This window comes from Leisingera sp. ANG-M7, from assembly GCF_000813965.1.
GTDB lineage: Bacteria > Pseudomonadota > Alphaproteobacteria > Rhodobacterales > Rhodobacteraceae > Leisingera.
In genome coordinates, this window is the sequence record NZ_JWLI01000004.1 from 191,922 (window position 1) to 209,047 (window position 17,126).

Here is a 17,126-nt window from a genome sequence, read left to right on the forward strand (position 1 = left end):
ACGTCAATCAGCCGGGGCGGCCCGCTGCCCCGGAATCCCTGCTAAAGAAAGTTAAGCCATGACCGCCGCCACCCCCGTCATTTCCTGCAAAAACGTCTGGAAACTGTTTGGCGCCAATCCGGAACAGTATCTGAAATCTCTGACCGGCAACCCGGGCTTTGATGACATCCGCCAGGCTGGCTACATCGCCGCTGTTCGGGATGTGTCACTGGACATTGCCAAGGGGGAAATGCTTGTGATCATGGGGCTTTCCGGCTCTGGCAAGTCGACCTTTGTGCGCTGTCTTTCGCGGCTGATCGATATCACCGGTGGCGAGGTCCAGGTTGAAGGCCAGAACATCGGCGAAATGTCCGAGAAAGAGCTGATAGACCTGCGCCGCAACAAGATGGGCATGGTGTTCCAAAGCTTTGGCCTGCTGCCGCACCGCACCGTTCTGGACAATGTGGCCTTCCCGCTAGAAATGCGCGGACAGGACCGCCACGAACGCCGTGCCCGAGCGCTGGAGGTGATCGAGCTGGTTGGTCTGTCCGGACGCGAGGACTATTTCCCGCGCGAACTGTCCGGCGGGCAGCAGCAGCGCGTCGGCATCGCCCGCAGCCTGGCGATTGAGCCTGACATCTGGTTCCTGGATGAGCCGTTTTCCGCGCTGGACCCGCTGATACGCCGCGAAATGCAGGACGAATTCCTGCGCCTGCAAGAGATGCTGGGCAAGACCATCGTCTTTATCACCCATGACTTCGACGAGGCCCTGCGCCTTGCCGACCGCATTGCCATCATGAGGGACGGCGTCGTGGAGCAATGCGACACCCCCGACCAGATCGTGCTGAACCCAGCCACCGAATATGTCGCCAAGTTCACCGAGGAAATTGAAAAGTCCCGCGTGGTTCACGCAGGCGTACTGGCGCGCGAAGTCAACGGCCACAGCCTGACAGGCGCTCCTGTCGGTGACAAGCAGACCATTGCCGAACTCGCCCGGCTGCTGGTTAACGACAGCCGCGACTTCCTGCCTGTGGCCAACAAATCCGGCACTCTGGTTGGCGCAATGAACCGCCAGGACGCACTCGACGTGCTGCTGGGAGCAGGGTCATGACTGACCAAACGATGACACTTGCGGGTAAGCCTCAGACTTGGACGCGGGCCCGGACAGGCTGGGCGATTTTCATCACAGCCTGCCTTCTGGCCATTGGCAATTCGGTTTTGCCTGCCGGGCTGGTGCGTCCGCCAGAGTGGTTGATCCTCCCCTTCGCTGACTGGATCAATGCACTTTTCGTGTTTGTCCGCGACGATCTGGGCCTTCTCTACCTGACTCGCGCCTTTGCCGATGGCGTCGAATGGCTGCTCGATGTGACCGCCAACCTGCTGTACGGCAAGAACCGGTGGCCCCGTATCGGCCCCATTCCATGGACCGTGATCGCCAGCATCGGCTTCGTCATCGGCTATGCCCTGCAGGGCTGGCGGCTGTCGCTGCTGACCGGCGGCACCTTTGTCTGGATTGCCGTAATGGGACAGTGGAAATGGGCGATGGAGACCCTGTCCGTGATCGTTGTTGCCGCGCCTTTCTCGATCTTGTTCGGTCTTGTCATGGGCATTCTCGCCTGGCGCTCCAAGACTTTTGAAAGGATCCTGAACCCCGTCCTGAATATCGCGCAAAGCCTGCCGCATTTCGCCTATATGATCCCGGTCGTCGTCTTTATCGGCGTCGGTCCCAAGGCAGGCGCCATCGTCACCATCATCTTCTCGGTGCCGCCGATGATCCGCATGTCGCTCTTGGGCCTGCGCAAGGTTCCGCATGAGGTGATCGAAAGCGGCCACATGTGCGGCTCTACCCGCTGGCAGCTGCTGCGCCACGTACGCATTCCAACAGCCCGGACAGAGATCCTGGTTGGTGTGAACCAGGTAATCATGCAATGCCTTGCCATGGTGGTTCTGGCCAGCTTCATCGGCATGCCGGGCCTCGGCCAGAAACTGCTGCAGCTGTTGCAAGCACTGAAAATCGGCCGCTCGGTCGAGATTGGTATCACCATCGTACTGCTGGCGGTCATGCTAGACCGCTGCACCAAGGCCTGGGCCACCAAACAGCCCGAGCATTTCGAAAAAGGCACATCCTTTGCAGTGCGCAACAAGTTTCTTTTGACCGGCATCGGCCTATCGCTGGCATGCTTGGTTCTGGCGCAGTTCATTCCGCTGATGGACCAGATCGGCCGCCGCGATGCCTTCACCATCTCCAAACCGATTGATGCGGTTGCGGACTGGTTCATCGTGCTGATCGACCCGGTCACGCAATGGCTGCGCTGGTTCCTGATTACCTGGGTGCTGATCCCGATCCGTGATGCCTTTTTGTGGATGCCCTATGCTGCCGTTCTGGCGCTGCTGGCAGCGGTCGGCTGGGCCATCGGCGGATTGCGTTCCGCTCTTGTGTGCTTGGGTTTCTTTGGCCTCATCGCTATGTCCGGCTGGTGGGACCGCGCCATGATCACCGTCTACACCGTTGTAGTCGCGGTCTCGATCGCGGCAGTAATGGGCTTTCCGCTGGGGATCTGGGGTTCCTTTAACGAGAAGCGCGCAAGCATCGCGCTGCTGATCTGCGACACGCTCCAGACTTTCCCCAGCTTCATCTACCTGATTCCTGTCGTCATGCTGTTCGGTGTCAATGACGTGGCCGTGGTCGGCGCGGTGGTTCTGTTCGCTGCGGTTCCATTGGTGCGCTACACTATCGAAGGGCTGCGGCAAGTGCCGGAAACGCTGATCGAGGCAGCCGATATGTCCGGAGCCACAAGGATGCAGACCCTGTGGAAGGTGCGGCTGCCGATGGCATTGCCGACCATTATGGTCGGGGTAAACCAGTCGGTGATGTTCTCACTGTTCATGGTGATCATCGCAGCCTTCATCGGCACCCAGGATCTCGGCCAGGAAATGCAGCGGGCACTGTCCTCCACCGATGTGGGTAAGGGCCTGGTGCTAGGCCTTGCGGTCGCCTTCATGGGACTGATGGTGGACCACCTGGTGACCGCCTGGGCACGGTCCAAGAAAGAAGCACTCGGGCTGGAGTAATGCTATGACACTGCACTCCAGCGACTTCGGCCCCGCCCCGCTCCGCCGCTTCGGCTTCCTGCTGTTTCCCGGCTTTCCAATGGCTTGCCTGACCGCAGCTATCGACACATTGCACACCGCAAATGAGCTGGCCGGGCACCAGGTTTTCAGCTGGTCGCTCGTGACCGAGACCGGCGCACAGGCAGCAGCCTCCGCTGGCGTGCCTTTTGCGGCGGACTGCAGCCTTGCTGAAGCAGACGCCATGGACTGTCTGTTCCTGCTTTCCGGGCCAGAAGCCGTGTTTGATGACCCGGTCCCCGGACACGGCCGGCTGCGATACCTGGCACGCCACGGTATCATCCTGGGCGCGGCCGCGGGCGGCATTTTCCCGCTTGCCCGCAGCGGTGTTTTGTCCGGGCGGCGCTGCGCTGTCCATTGGAGCTACCGCAACGCCTTTGAAGCCGCCTTTCAGGATTGCACTGCTGTGGACAGGCTGGCCGTGCGTGACGGGCCGGTTCATACAATTTCCGGAGCCGCCGCGATGTTTGACCTGGCATTGGAGCTGATCGGCAACGCACTTGGCGAGGCTGCCATGAATGAGGTCGCCTGCATGTATCAGCATCCTGTCCTGCGCAGCGGCAGCGCCCGGCAAAAGATCCCTGTTCTGCAAAGCGGCCGCACGGTCGATCAAATGCCGCCTGCGGTCAAGCAGGCGATGTCCATCTTTTCGGAGAATGTCGAAACTCCTGTCGGTATCCGCGAGGTCGCCCGCAGGACCGGAATTTCCCCGCGCCAGCTGGAGCGGAGTTTCCGCACCGCCACAGGCCTCAGCCCTGGCGAGTATTACCGCCGCCAGCGCCTCAAGACCGCCAGGCAGATGGTGCGCTATTCCTGGGACAGCATCTCAGACATCGCTCATTCTGTTGGTTATGCCAGTTCCTCTACCCTGACGCTGCATTACCGCAAATTCTATGGCGTCACGCCCGTTCAGGACCGCAAACAGACTTTTCTTCCCGAGACCGGAAGTCCGCCCCGAAACCACCCCGCAGCAGACCAGTGTCCGGCACAGACTATCGCGCTTGCTTCAGGATGAAGACAGCTCAACCCGGCCTGTAGACTCACAAGGGATGGCCTGCGCTGCATATTGAAGGCGCGCACGCCACTAAAATACCGGCTGCGTGCGATGGTCAGGGTAGACAATTGCCAATTGGCCGGGCTCAAACAGATCCAGCGTTTTGCACCAGGTCCGGCCAAGCCACAGCAAATCCACTGACAGGTCGCCAGGGTGATAGGCCGCAGTGTACAGCGTGCCAAAACCCTTGTCGAAAGCCAGGGAGTACAGTGGCGGCTTGAGGAAAGTCCCGACAAATTTCTCCTTGGTTTCCGGATGCAGCGTCAGCCGGTGCAGCAAAAACCGCTCCCTTTCAACAGAGGCCGTTAGACGAGCATGACTGGTCCATTCAACGCGTTCCTGATGATTGGTCGCAACCGCCGCATGGGTGATTAGGGTCGGACGGTCGGGTGCAAGAAAGGCGGTGAAGTAGTTCCGGTTGCGGTCCAACACTGTTACATTATAACTCATGTGGCAAGGCACGCGCCGCAGCACACCCTTTGCCTCCTCGATGGTTGAACAAGTCTGCAACAGATACCTGAGGATGAGAGGCACCCCAAAGCCGTCGCCCACGGCCCGGCGCCCGCCGAAGGTTAGTGAAACGCAAAGCCCGGCATCGTTCACCCCATCCAGCAAGCCGAACAAGCCGTCCGAGGTCCCCATGACCTGCCGCCCATTCCACCCGGTCTTCAGATACACCGCATCAAAGGCCGAAGGGTTGTAGTCATAATTGCGCACCAGCAGCGGCTCTCTGCCCTGCCAGATGGCCTGGCTGCAGCCTGCCAGATAACGCGGCGGGCAATAGAAACTGAGAAACCTGGATTCCAGATCACCACCGCCAACGGACGCGCAGAGCTGTTCATAAAGTCCCACCATCTCAGGCATATGTGTTTGCAGCGCACGACGGCATTCTGCATAGGTTGGACGGCCGGAGAGGCCTTCGCTTGCCCACCAATTCAGGTAGGCTGTGCGGTATTCGGAAAAGAGCCCGGACAGCACTTGCCCCGGCTCCGTTTCCTGCATGGCGCGGAATGTCAGTCTCATTCAGCCTACATAATCTTAAACGCAGGGTCCTCAAAGGCCTGTGCAGACGGCAGCGGGCGCGCCGAATAGGCGTTCTTGATGCCGTCGATCCAGCGCTTCGATTTCTCGGTCAGCTGGAAGCCCTTGGTCATAGACCGGCCCCGGGTGACAAGAATGCCCAGATCGGCGCCTTCATAGCGGTAGTCGCCCGTGTTGGAGATCCGCAGGAAGAATGCCTCATCCTCGCTTTCGACAGCGCGGCGGTGATAATCGAAACGGTCGAACACCACTGACCCGTCCGGCAGCATCTTGTATATCCCGGACTCCGGCGCGTGGGTCACGATATCCACGGTGTCCTCGGTGTGCTTGATCACCATCTGCGACCAGGAATCTATCATGTCCGGGTCAGCCCAGCGGGCGTTCAGTTCCCCCACATCCAGCTTGAACGGTTTCTTTGAGAACTCCAGCAAGTGGAACAGGAACAGCGGCGCATCCGCATGGGCAAAGGCTGCGTGGTTGGTCATCGAGGACGCTCCGGTGATCCGCGGGTTCAGCTCGCCCAGCCAAATGTCTCCAGTCTTCTTGTCAATCAGGAAGTCCAGCTCAAAATAACCGCGATAGCCCTCCTTGCGTAGCTGCTCACCGAACTTGAAGGTCAGCTCTCGTGCCTTTTCGCGTGTCTTGGGCGGGAAGGCAGTGGAGAATATCTCGTTGCCGCACCAGCCGCCCCGGTAGGGCGTCAGTTCCTTAAAGCCGACAAGCTCTGTCATCAGTGGGCCAACGATTGTGCCTTCGGAGGTGCAGCAGGCCTCAATCGCCGAGCCGCGGCAATCGATCCGCTTCATAATCTTGATTTCGCCTTGACCGACGATCTCATGCTCATGCTTGCGGAAATCTGCCTCCGTCTTGATGAAGAACGTAGTGTGGCCAGAATCCCCGAAGGCGCTTTGCAGCACCAGATCACTGCCAAGATCCGCCTTCTTGCAGATCTTCTTCAGGTGATCATAGCTGTCGACCTTTGACAGCGTATTCGGCACCGATGGCACGCCGGCTTTGTTGCCCACCCGCACAGTCTCGATCTTGTTGTCCATCTTGGTGCGCAGCTTCGCTTTGGGGAACCACACCTCACCGCCAAGCTCCTTGGCCAGCTTTTCGGTTTTCTCATCGAACATCAGGAACACGAACTTGGGCTTGCCGCCGCGCGCCTTTACATAATCGATGACTTCCTTGTGCTGCAGCAGATAGTTGTTGATGTCCTCGATGGACTGGAATTCGTCATGCGGCAGCTCAGACGGCACCAACACGTTCGGGTGGCGGCCGTCGAAACAGTCCATGTAACAGATGTATTTGAAGTTCTTTACCCACTCGTCGAGCCCGAGAAGATTGAAGTTGGTCGCTGACACAAAATAGACCGGATCCGTATTGGTATGAAAATAGCGGCGGATCTCCGAAATGTTGTTCAGAACTTTCTTCGGCATGTATCGTCTCCCAGTGAAGTCAATTTATCGTTGGATTTCTGTTTCTTGGCGGGCGTCTATTTCTTGACGGACTTCAGGGCCTCCTTGGTGAATACGCGCAGGCCCAGGTCAGCACGGAACCCGTGGATTTCGCTCACATCAAGCGCCCGCATGAACGACAGGATCTCTGGGCTGATGACCTGACCGGGCACCAGGATCGGAAAACCGGGCGGATAGGGAATGATGAAGCTGGAGGAAACCAGTTCTTCACCTGCCTCCAGCCGCTGCATAAGGCTGTCATCTGTCGGGATATAGTCGCAGTTGTCCTCGTTGTAGGCGAGAAAGAATGCCGTGCGGATATCGCCTTCCGGCGTGTCCTTGCCCGCCCGGAACGCATCGTGGAACCGGCTGAAATCCGGCAGCGGCGGCACGTGCTCCACCAGCGCTGACACCCGGTTGTCAAACGAGCGGCGCTCCATCTTGGAGGCATCGTCCAAAAGCTCGTCCAGATCGTTGGCTATCTCAACCAGCACCTCAATCAGGTAAGCAACTGAAGACCGCGTGGTGCCAATGTTAGTCATGAACAAGACAGTGTTGCGCGAGGTCTTGTTGATCTGGATCCCGTATTTGTCCATTAGGATCTTGGTCTTGAAGGTGTCACCATCCCAGCCAGTACCGCCCACGGCCAGGGTTACCCTGGTGGGGTCCAAAACGAACTCATCCTGGCTCCACATCGACCATTTATCGATCCAGCCATGGGCCGGGTCATAATAGGCCTCTACTCCGCTTTCACGGAATTGTTCGGGGATCATGTCTCCGGCAGTCAGCACCTTGAAATACTTGTTCAGCAGCGGGTGTTCTGTGATCGCTCGGCGGATCGACATCGCGCTTTCGATCTGCTTCTGGACAAACTCGAACCCTTCCAGTTCCACCTGCCGTCGGCCAACATCCAAGGAAGCGATGATCTGATAATTCGGCGAAGTCGAGGTATGGGTCATATAGGCTTCGTGAAAGGCCTGTTCCACCTCGCCCTTAAAGTCCTGGTCATTCACATGGATCATCGACCCCTGCCGCAGCGAGGTCAGCGTCTTGTGGGTGGACTGGGTGGCATAGGCCCGCACCCGCGCATCCGGCGGCGGCACCAGCCGGGTATTCAGCCAAGTCTCCTCGTCCGCGTCCTTCAGCATCTCCTGCTGAGCCTCCCAGGCCTGCACCGTTTCCGGGGTGCGCAACGTTTCCCGCAGGGTGTTGGCAACCCCCATTGCAGTGCGCTGGCGGTAGGTCGGGTCAAAGCGGGCAAAGGCAAACCAGGCCTCGTCCCACAGGAAAATCAGATCTTTCTTGATTGCCAGGCATTCCTCCATCACCCGGCGCACGTTGTAGACAATGCCGTCAAAGGTACAGTTCGTGAGCAGGACCATCCGGACCCGGTCCAGTTTGCCTGCCGCCTTGAGCCGCAGCAGTGTATGCTTGATTTCGTGCAGCGGAACCGCGCCGTACATCGAATGCTCATGCAAAGGGTAACTGTCCATATAGGCCACGCTGGCCCCCGCCAGCACCATCCCATAGTGATGCGACTTGTGGCAGTCCCGGTCCACCAGCACGATGTCGCCGGGGCGGACCACCGATTGCACCACGATCTTGTTGCAAGTGGAGGTGCCGTTGGTGGCAAAGAACGTGTGCTTCGCGCCAAAGGCGCGCGCGGCCATGTCTTGGGCTTCCTTGATAGGGCCGCGCGGCTCCAGCAGGCTGTCGAGCCCCCCGGATGTGGCCGATGTTTCGGCCAGGAAGATATTGGAGCCGTAAAACGCCCCCATATCCTGAATCCAGTGCGAGCGGCTGATCGACTTGCCCCGGCTGATCGGCATCGCATGGAACACACCGGTAGGCTGCTTCGAATATTCCTTGAGCGCAGTAAAGAACGGCGATTTGTAGCGTCGGTCGACCCCGCGCAGGATGTTCAGGTGCAGTTCCTGGAAATCCTCCTGATTGTAGAACACCCGGCGGCAGCGGCCCAGATCCAGCCCGGCGATATCCTCAGCAGATCGGTCGGTGACCAGATAGGCGTCCAGCTCCGGCCGGATCTTCTCGATCAGGCGGCAGGCCTCGGGGCCGTATTGGTGCGGATCGATCGAGTCGACAGACTCCTCCTCGCTGACACGGGTCAAATACTGGTTCAGGATCGGCAGCTCGATCTTGGACTTCAGCGACAGCCCCGGGCGCACCACCACAGCTTGCACATTGTGATTGAACAGGATGCCGATCAGCGCATCCTCCAGCGACGGCACAATCACCGGCTCGTAAATGAACGGGTCCTCGATCCGCCGCATCCGCAGAAGATTCTGCCGCAGGAACCGCTCCTGTGATTCCGACACGTCATCGACGATCATCACCTCGAAATAAGGCCGCCCCAACGCCCGCGCTTCAGGTGCAAGCGAGGCCTCGTCCTCGTAGTCCTCGTTGTCGATCTCATCAGAGGACAGCGGAATAGACCGCCGCCGGTAAGCGCCGGAAGTCAGCGCCCGCGCAATGCGGCGCACCGAAACCGCCAGATCGTCCACATTGCCGTGCTGCAGCAGCCTGCGCAGGTGCTCGAACGCATGAATGCCCGGAAACGCCCAATAACGTTCAATCGGCGCCAGAACATCGAACAGATGCTCAGCCGCGGCCATCAGTTTCTCGCTCTGACGCCCCTCTTGACGCTGACGGGCCAGCCCCTCGGCAGATTCCCGCAGCGAGCTCCATCTGTCTGCCCGCAGCTGGGTTGCGCTGTAATAATCCCGGATCGACGGCAAAGCCTTCCTTTGCGGCTGCAAGTTCAAAACCTGCCTCCTTTCTGTCGCGTCAGGACCTGCGCCGCCTTCCAGTCCGGTTAATCAGAACCCGTCTTTCCAGGAAAAACGGAAAATTGATGCGGCGAATGTAACGTCTGCTCAAAATTCTCCAGCGTACTGCGCGGATCGGAGGCTTGCAGCCCGCGCTGTGACCCTTGCCTAGGGGTTTCAAGCGGTCCCAGCGTCTTCAGATAGGCGTCGGCCCCGCTGGTGCGGTCGTATACTGTGAACTCCGCGTCCCGGTCGCGGAAGCTCTTTAAAACCTGCCCCAACCCCTTGAGCCCGGTTTCACGCTGGCGCCGGACCTGATCCAAATCGATTTCGATCGGGAACATATCCTCCTGCCCCGCCGACTGGTGCAGAACGGTGGCCGAAGGGTCCACCACAAGCGAACGCCCGACACCGCCGGCGCTCAGCCCGTTGACATCAAAAACATAGCACTGGAACTGGGCTGCGGTAGCCCGCGCGATGGCAATCTCCGCCTCCCGGTCGGTGGTGCCGGTCAGCACCGGATGCAGCAGCACTTCCACTCCCTGGCTGGTCAGCTGCCGAGTGGTTTCCGGGAACCAGATGTCATAGCAAATCGAGAGGCCGAACCGGCCCACCCCGGGGACATCGAACACGCAGAACTCAGTGCCCGCAGAAATTCCTGCTTCATACGGGCGGAACGGGAACATCTTGGAGTATTTCGCGACGATCTCGCCTTCCGGGTTAATGACGACTGATGTGTTCAGGATCCGGCCGTCTTCGGTTTTTTCGAACATGGAGCCCGGGATCAGCCAGATGCCAAAGCGGCGCGCATCTTCCTGAAACTGCTGCAATGCATCGTTGGGAAAGGGTTGCGCGAACTGATCCAGCGGCCCGTAGGGGGCAAGTTCGGAAAACAGGACCATCTGCGTCCAGGGAAACCGGGCCATCAAGATCTCAATTCGGTGACGCATGGCTTCGACATTCGAGTGAAGCGCAGAGACATGCATCTGAACACCAGCAATAGCGAAAGGTGTCATATTGGGCGGAACTCCAACTGTATTTGTTCCAACCAGTCTATTTACGGCCTGAGCCCTTGGCTAGAGCGTTTCCCCTGTCCCTAGGCTGTGAATAGTTGGAAACAGGTCCACTATACCAGCGTGCGCACGAACCACTGCCAAGCAGTGGTTTTGGCCGTTTTAAACTTACGCCGCCATGCCAGGCGTTCCAATCCGGTTCTTTGCCAAAGCTCGCATGTCGACAGTGCAGGATCAGAGGTTCCAGGCCCTAATCGCCTACCACCTATAATTCCTATCCATTTTGTGGTACTTTCACCCTGAGGGAGAGTGTTGCGGGAGCTGGCAAGGCGAGGTTTGCAGCCGGCCCGTTGCCGCAAGGTCTTCTGATGTTGTTTCCATAGCCACGGGAGTATGTGTTGTGGCCGAGTCTCTGCTGAGTTTTTCCGAAGTGCTGTTGTTTGGACGTCCCCTGAGTGATCTTCAGATAAAGGCCGCAGACGCGGACGATGAAGAAAGCGTGCGCGCGGCTACTGATGCAAGCCTGGACCTGACTAAAAACGTCAGCGAAGTGGACGGGGTCGATCTTGCGCTGAACGACAAGGTTTTGGTGCGCCTCAACGGCTCAAAAGAAAACGGAATTTACCAAGCTACCGCGGCCCAGGGACAGGGTTTTCAGCTGGGAAACCGTCAAACACTTGAACAAGGTAAAAGAGTTTCGGTTTCAGAAGGAGAAGAGCTCAGCGGAACAACTTGGGTTCAGAGAAAGGAACCTGACAAGCAACTTTTCAAGGAGTTCAAACCGCGTCGCGGACGAGGCAAGAACAACTTCTTGAAAGGCCAGTTCGGCCCGGATGCCAAGCTCGCGCGCATTTATGGCTTCTCTTACGAAGGCACATATTTCGAACTGCCAGAGCCAGCCATTTTCCTTGTGCACGGGGATGGCGAGAGTGCGACAGGCAAACTGCCTGACAAAACAGAAGTCCAGGTCTCTCGCGCCCCTCTGAACCCTTCCGTTACCGGGGTTGCTTCAGCTGAGTATCAGTTCGCAAACGACATTATGGTCTGGGACTATGACAAGGCCGACTACTCAATCCGCTTTGATGTAATGACGGGTATGCTGGAGCAGATACTTTTGGATGTCTACTTCGGCGGTGGACCTGACCTTAGCGGCGCGAAGGTCAGCGGCGCCAAGGTGAGCGGTGCCAAAGTCAGCGGCGCCAAGGTCAGTGGTGCAAAGGTCAGCGGCGCCAAGGTGAGCGGGGCAAAGGCGCGCGGCTCCGGCGATTGACCGGCTTATTGGAACAGGCAGAGGCCCTGCGGCACGGCTGAAACAGTCTGCGCCGCATCTCTGTTTCAGAACCCCGCTTTCTTCAACCCTTCGACAAAATGCTGGGTATCTTCTTCCAGGCGGTCAGGCTGTACCTTGGCCCAGCGATCCAGTGAAAAGTTCGGATGGGCCTCTCGGTGCCGCGCAGCCATGTCCTGCGCCAGTTCCATCTTGCCCAACTGGGCATAGCTTGCGGCCAGCATGCGCTGGCCCTCCGTCGGGTTGTTCATCTTTGTCAGCGTGTCGATAACCGCATCATATTCCTTGAGATTGTAGTAGGCGCCACCCAGGTGCCACAGGTATTGATCCGGGAAGTAAGGGTTGAGCCGCATCGCCTGCTGGAGATTGCTGATCGCAGCTTCGTTGTCGCCGGAATGGGCAAGCGCATCCGCATAGTCGGACAGCAGATCGGCGTCATTCGGGTTAAGCGCAAGAGCACGCTGATAGGCGCCAATCGCAGCATCATGCTCTTTGCGGTACAGGTGCACAAAGCCCAATTCGCCAAAACCGCGGGCATCAGTCGGATCCAATTCCACTGCCTTTTGCGCAAAACTCAGAGCTGTATCCAGCGCGTGGTCCGCATCCTTGGCCCAGGAGTACCGCCAATCGATATTCATCGTGCGGGAAATCGCCGCCGACGCCCGGGCATAGTCCTGATCCCGGGCCAATGCTCTTTCGTACAGCGTTTGCGCTTCGTGATTGTCCTGCCGTGTATAGCGGAAGATATACTGCTGGCCGCGCAAAACATACCCATAGGCGGCAAGGTCGGCTGGAGCTGTTTGTGACATCCGTTTGCGTTCCTGTGCTTCGATCAGCACAGCGGTGGCTGCAACGACGGCGTCGGTGACTTCATCCTGTATGGCAAAGATGTCATCGATATCCCGGTCGTAGCGCTCTCCCCAGATGGTGCGGCCTGAATCCGCGTCGATCAGCTCAATCGCGATGCGGATCCGGGAGGCTGCACGCCGGACGCTGCCCCGTGCAACATAGCGCACGCCAAGCTCGCGAGCTGCATCTTGGGGCGGCATCAATCCCGCCTTGAAGAAGAAAGCGGAGTTGCGGGCTATGACAAAGAGGTTTTTGAACTTTGACAGGTTCAGGATGATGTCTTCTGTCAGCCCGTCAGCAAACCAGCTGTCAGTGGGGTCTCCGCCAAGGCTCGTAAAAGGCAGCACTGCAACCGAGGGAATTTCCGGCTGTTGCGGCGGGACGGGCTGATTGGCCGGGCGCAGGGTGGCTGCCATCGCCGCTCCCTCAATCTCGCTGCGGACACAATATGCCGGTACAGGTTCCGCGATATTCTTGAGCCTCCGCGGACCCAGGAATTCGAAACCGAAGCGCAAACGGTTGCGGATCTGCTCATAGACGGAGGCACTGACATAGACACGGCCAGGTTCGGCAATTTCCTGCAACCGGGCGGCAATATTGACGTTGTCGCCGTGAATACCTCGGTCGTCGACCAGGATTTCACCCATGTGGACACCTGCCCGGAACCGCAGTTGCTGATCCTCCGCCCGGCTGCGGTTGTTCTGGTCCGCAATCTGGTGCAATTCGACCCCGAATTTGACTGCATCAGTAGCGGTTTCGAACAAGGCCAGAACGCCATCTCCCCGGACCGCAACAACTTGACCGTCATGCAGTTGGCAAGCGGCTTCCAGCTGCTCCAGCAGGGATTTCAGCGCGCTGTAGGTGTCAATCTCATCATTGCCCATCAGCCGGGCATAACCAACCACATCGGCAAACAGCACTGCGCCAAGCTGACGCCGGACATGGTTCTCCTTGTCTTGGCCGCTCACAAGCTGTCCTCCCCTCGTGAGAATGGCTGAAGCCGGCTGCTTGCCGGATCCGGTGCTGTGTAACGCCAGGCAGACCTAAACTGTTTAGCTGTCTGGCGGGTCCTGCGGGCCTGGCGGCCAAGCCCAGCCGGAGCTTCCTGATCCGCGGAACCGGGCTGTGCAGGAGTCGTCAAGCTCCCGTGCGAGGGCTGCACGGCAAGCGTTCCATTCGCTGCGCAACAACCCAACGCAGATCATGTCATGGTACCGGCCGTCTGCGAACCAGGCGTCCCGCATGGTGCCTTCAGTTGCGAACCCGGCCCGTGATGTCATCTGCCGGCTGCGCGGGTTGTCGGCCCGATAGTAGGATGTAACGCGATTTAGCCCGATCTGCCGGAATGCAAAGTCCAAAACCAGTGCCATGGAACGGATACCAATACCTTGCCGGCGACGGCTTTCCTCTATGAACAGTGCGATAACAGCATCGCGGTTCACAGAGGAGATGCTTTCCAGTCCGGTTATTCCGCAAAGCTCGCCTGTATCCGCTGTGATCGCAAACCAGTGCCTGCCAGGGTCCTTGGCAGCCTCTGCAGCTTGCCCCCAGTAGGCATCCATGCGTTCGGAATTGAAAGGGGCCCGGGCGGAGCGGTCAAATCGGGCCAGATCGGCAACGTTCTGAAACCAGACGGCCATTGAGGCAAAATCGCCTTTCTCAAGCGGCCGGAGCCAAAAAGCAGCAGACTGCCGCTGCGGCATTTCCTTTCCTCCTCTTTGCTTGCGGAGTCCGAAACGGGCCCTTGCACCCGGAGGACGAGTCCCTGCCTGACAATACCACATTCTTTCCCGGCTGGGGACGTTCACTGCAGGCTTGTTTGGAGTGAACACTCTTCCACGGACAACGCGCGGACTTGCGGGGTGTTGTACCTTTCAGGCTTACCTGGTGCTGAATTCAGCGTGAGAGAAGCGCGAGAAACGTCAAATTTGTTGGACGCGCCGTCCGTTTTGGGGTTGCGGCACGGCGGCGGTAAGATTACACCCCGCCGCAGTGGACCGATAGCTCAGCTGGATAGAGTACTTGACTACGAATCAAGGGGTCGGGGGTTCGAATCCTCCTCGGTCCGCCACTTCCTGAATTGTGGGACGACACATAGTTTTGCCATTTGGCACCCATGGTCGTTCCACTGGCGATAGACCCTTCATTTTCGTTGATTAGCTGTGTGGCAGTCGGTGATCGCTAATACCGGAATCAGATTAGGCAGAGGTGGTTGGGTCTGGCCGCATTTTTCATGACTTCGGGTCTGCTCACTCAAGGTGCGGACGCGTAAGCCGCAGCTTCCTAAGAACCGAAGTTAAACAATTCTGCAAGAGGCTTTCATAAGGTGAAGGCTGCAGAGCATTCTCAACAGCCTTCTACCTGGTTATCTTGGCTATTCAGTGGATTTATCTGCCCTCTGGCTGGCGTAGGCTTTGAGCATCATTTCCGTGTACTCAACGGTACTGGAGGTGTGCTCCCCCAACCCCGGCCAAGCAAAAGGCAACTCCCGCAAGCAAAGTTCCTGCTCGACCCTTATTCCGAGAAGAGCCGCCACTGCCAGAGCGGATACTGGTTCCTTGTGCTCCGGCCAAAGATCTTCATCAAAGGTGATCCAGACATCATTGTCTTCATGAATGTTGATATCTGCAAATATGGCACCCAAACGCTCGCTTGCGTTTGAAGCGTCTTCAACAAGTGCGCTTCGGATCAATAGCGTTATTCTTTCGGGATCGAGCTCCAATTTTAGCCGTGTATCTGCAACATCAACCACCAGGTCAGGTCTCCCTTGAATGTCTATGTCCTCAAGTGGCTTGGCTCCAGAATCTCCATCTTCTAGCCACCAAGCATTCTCGTGGATATCGAGGGGAGACGCGTCACAACTTGGGCAATGCCAAAGGCTCTTCGCAATCTGTTTGCCGGTCATCGATGAGTCACAATGCAGGCAATACCATTTATTCGACTCAGCGCCACTGATCGGATGACGGACGACACCTTCTTTATCAGGTTTTGTAGACCGTCTCGGCCAGTCAGATGCAATACCGGCACGAACCTGTTCCGCACGTTTGAGTGCAATACTAAGTGCCTGTTTCTGAAACTGCGGTTCGTGAACGGGCGCCTCTTGTTCGATCTGCTTGGCGATCTCAAGGCGAGGTGTCTTGTTCGGTGCTTCCGGCACGTAAAGGTGCCATCCTTTCCCGTACAAATGAACATCGCCCAGTGAAACTGAGATTTGGTATCCGTGCCCGTCGGTTTTTCTGTGTTGAACATCGTTTTCGAAAATCGAGGTTTGAATGTAATAGCCATGTTTGGGTCGGCCAGCTTCATCCTCAGGAAGAGAGTTTATGAGCAGGTTTTCTATGCTCGACAGTTGCGCCTGCGTTGGAAGCCAACCTGTTCTGTGCTCCTTTGTGACGTCGTTCCAATGTTGGAACCCAAGCTGCCTGGCAACAAAGTCACGTGCTTGGTGCAAAGGAACCAGTTGCGCTCGTGCATAGCGCTTTGACAGTTCTTTCAGTTTTTTAGTGAATGTGTCGGTTTCATGATCCATATCCGAACTGGATCCGAAAAGGTGCCCGCTGCTTACCGGACCCTGCCAACGGCATGGTATCCAAAAAACAAAGTTCGCGTTGCTTTGCTTCGCAAGGCGGGCACACCGGCCTACGCGTCAGGCCAATTGCAGTATCCATCCTCAAACGGCAAGGGTCAAGTGGCCCAGACCTGTCGTTGATAGAATACTAAACGTGTTGCGACGTAGCGTTCGAGAGTAGATGGCCATATCAAACCAAAGCACAGCTGTTGCGCGAGCGATGGCTGATCAGCCCCACCTGAGTGGTCCGGTTTGATTGTTAGTGCATGACCGGCCTTTGATTCATCAGAACGATGGTTTCCGGCGCGGGTGGGCGATACCCCAGAGCACTGTGTGGTCGCTTGGTGTTGTAGTGTTTCCTCCACTTTTCGATCAGGATTTGAGCCTCGCGGAGGCTGTAGAATATCTCACCGTTGAGCAGTTCATCGCGGAGCCGGGCGTTGAAGCTTTCGCAGTAACCGTTCTCCCAGGGTGATCCCGGTTCGATGTAAGCGGTTTTGGCACCAACGGCTGCAATCCAGTCCCGGACTGCCTGGGCGACGAACTCAGGCCCGTTGTCAGACCGGATGTAGGCCGGGATACCGCGCAGGATGAGCAGGTCGCTTAAGGCGTCGATCACGTCACCTGAGTTCAGCTTTCGCTTCACCCGGATCGCCAGGCATTCCCGACTGAACTCATCGAGTATGTTCAGCGTGAGGAAGACCTTGCCATCCTCCGTCCGGCAATGGACAAAGTCATAGCTCCAGACGTGATGCCGGTATTCTGGCCGCAGCCGGACACAGGAGCCTTCATTCAGCCACAGACGCCCCTTCCTAGGTTGTTTCATTGGCACTTTCAGCCCCTCCCGCCGCCATAGTCATTCGACCCGTTTGGCCGATCTCTACCGGGAGCAGGTTGCAGGTCTTACCAACGCACTGAACGACCCTGCCACCAAAAGCGAAGCTGGCACAGTTCCTTCGCCC

11 protein-coding genes, 1 tRNA gene and 1 pseudogene are annotated in these 17,126 nt (G+C 57.9%); 5 read left to right on the plus strand and 8 right to left on the minus strand.

Annotation, left to right across the window (positions count from 1 at the left end; all coding sequences use genetic code 11):
• Window positions 1-58 precede the first annotated feature (58 nt).
• From RA26_RS05400 to RA26_RS05410, 3 genes are read left to right on the plus strand one after another with little or no spacing between them, the layout of a single operon-like run.
• A complete protein-coding gene (locus RA26_RS05400) occupies window positions 59-1,090 on the plus strand; it encodes a quaternary amine ABC transporter ATP-binding protein (RefSeq protein ID WP_039180971.1) in 1,032 nt (343 codons plus the stop codon).
• Window positions 1,087-3,051 carry an ABC transporter permease gene (locus RA26_RS05405; RefSeq protein ID WP_039180973.1) on the plus strand — a complete coding sequence of 655 codons (1,965 nt, stop codon included), beginning with the start codon at window positions 1,087-1,089 and terminating at the stop codon, window positions 3,049-3,051. The genes RA26_RS05400 and RA26_RS05405 overlap by 4 nt, the downstream gene beginning before the upstream one ends.
• Before the next feature lie 4 nt (window positions 3,052-3,055).
• Entirely contained in the window at window positions 3,056-4,123 is a 1,068-nt protein-coding gene (locus RA26_RS05410) for a GlxA family transcriptional regulator (RefSeq protein ID WP_082015763.1), read from the plus strand.
• A gap of 69 nt (window positions 4,124-4,192) precedes the next feature.
• On the opposite strand, the gene RA26_RS05415 is transcribed toward RA26_RS05410, so the two are convergent.
• From RA26_RS05415 to RA26_RS05430, 4 genes are read right to left on the minus strand one after another with little or no spacing between them, the layout of a single operon-like run.
• A complete protein-coding gene (locus RA26_RS05415; RefSeq protein ID WP_193747586.1) occupies window positions 4,193-5,185 on the minus strand; it encodes a C45 family autoproteolytic acyltransferase/hydolase in 993 nt (330 codons plus the stop codon).
• A gap of 5 nt (window positions 5,186-5,190) precedes the next feature.
• Window positions 5,191-6,642: a biotin carboxylase gene (locus RA26_RS05420; protein ID WP_039180976.1), complete on the minus strand. Its 1,452-nt coding sequence runs from the start codon at window positions 6,640-6,642 to the stop codon at window positions 5,191-5,193.
• Window positions 6,643-6,698: 56 nt separating this feature from the next.
• Window positions 6,699-9,443 carry an aminotransferase class I/II-fold pyridoxal phosphate-dependent enzyme gene (locus tag RA26_RS05425; RefSeq protein ID WP_082015764.1) on the minus strand — a complete coding sequence of 915 codons (2,745 nt, stop codon included), beginning with the start codon at window positions 9,441-9,443 and terminating at the stop codon, window positions 6,699-6,701.
• A gap of 50 nt (window positions 9,444-9,493) precedes the next feature.
• Window positions 9,494-10,462 carry a carbon-nitrogen hydrolase family protein gene (locus tag RA26_RS05430; protein WP_039180983.1) on the minus strand — a complete coding sequence of 323 codons (969 nt, stop codon included), beginning with the start codon at window positions 10,460-10,462 and terminating at the stop codon, window positions 9,494-9,496.
• Between the two features lie 397 nt (window positions 10,463-10,859).
• Here RA26_RS05430 and RA26_RS05435 point away from each other — a divergent pair, with 397 nt between their 5' ends.
• Complete coding sequence (locus tag RA26_RS05435) at window positions 10,860-11,729, plus strand: pentapeptide repeat-containing protein (RefSeq protein ID WP_039180986.1); 870 nt, start codon at window positions 10,860-10,862, stop codon at window positions 11,727-11,729.
• 65 nt (window positions 11,730-11,794) lie between these two features.
• Here RA26_RS05435 and RA26_RS05440 read toward each other — a convergent pair whose 3' ends face one another.
• Both RA26_RS05440 and RA26_RS05445 read right to left on the minus strand, forming a co-directional pair.
• Complete coding sequence (locus tag RA26_RS05440) at window positions 11,795-13,564, minus strand: adenylate/guanylate cyclase domain-containing protein (RefSeq protein WP_039180990.1); 1,770 nt, start codon at window positions 13,562-13,564, stop codon at window positions 11,795-11,797.
• An 84-nt stretch (window positions 13,565-13,648) separates the two neighbouring features.
• Window positions 13,649-14,236, minus strand: coding sequence for a GNAT family N-acetyltransferase (locus RA26_RS05445; RefSeq protein ID WP_241482587.1), 588 nt, complete (start codon window positions 14,234-14,236; stop codon window positions 13,649-13,651).
• A 354-nt stretch (window positions 14,237-14,590) separates the two neighbouring features.
• Between RA26_RS05445 and RA26_RS05450 the strand changes: the two genes are divergently transcribed.
• Window positions 14,591-14,667, plus strand: a tRNA-Arg gene (locus RA26_RS05450).
• Between the two features lie 303 nt (window positions 14,668-14,970).
• Here RA26_RS05450 and RA26_RS23065 read toward each other — a convergent pair.
• Complete coding sequence (locus tag RA26_RS23065; protein ID WP_039180996.1) at window positions 14,971-16,125, minus strand: hypothetical protein; 1,155 nt, start codon at window positions 16,123-16,125, stop codon at window positions 14,971-14,973.
• A gap of 298 nt (window positions 16,126-16,423) precedes the next feature.
• Window positions 16,424-17,020 (minus strand): annotated as a pseudogene (locus RA26_RS05460) (IS3 family transposase); the annotation flags it as partial.
• Between the last annotated feature and the right edge of the window lie 106 nt (window positions 17,021-17,126).

Coding starts and splice junctions, on each gene's coding strand:
- RA26_RS05400 (WP_039180971.1), top strand. CDS start 59: ATGACCGCCGCCACCCCCGTCATTTCCTGCAAAAACGTCTGGAAACTG.
- RA26_RS05405 (WP_039180973.1), top strand. CDS start 1,087: ATGACTGACCAAACGATGACACTTGCGGGTAAGCCTCAGACTTGGACG.
- RA26_RS05410 (WP_082015763.1), top strand. CDS start 3,056: ATGACACTGCACTCCAGCGACTTCGGCCCCGCCCCGCTCCGCCGCTTC.
- RA26_RS05415 (WP_193747586.1), bottom strand. CDS start 5,185: ATGAGACTGACATTCCGCGCCATGCAGGAAACGGAGCCGGGGCAAGTG.
- RA26_RS05420 (WP_039180976.1), bottom strand. CDS start 6,642: ATGCCGAAGAAAGTTCTGAACAACATTTCGGAGATCCGCCGCTATTTT.
- RA26_RS05430 (WP_039180983.1), bottom strand. CDS start 10,462: ATGACACCTTTCGCTATTGCTGGTGTTCAGATGCATGTCTCTGCGCTT.
- RA26_RS05445 (WP_241482587.1), bottom strand. CDS start 14,236: ATGGCCGTCTGGTTTCAGAACGTTGCCGATCTGGCCCGATTTGACCGC.
- RA26_RS23065 (WP_039180996.1), bottom strand. CDS start 16,125: ATGGATCATGAAACCGACACATTCACTAAAAAACTGAAAGAACTGTCA.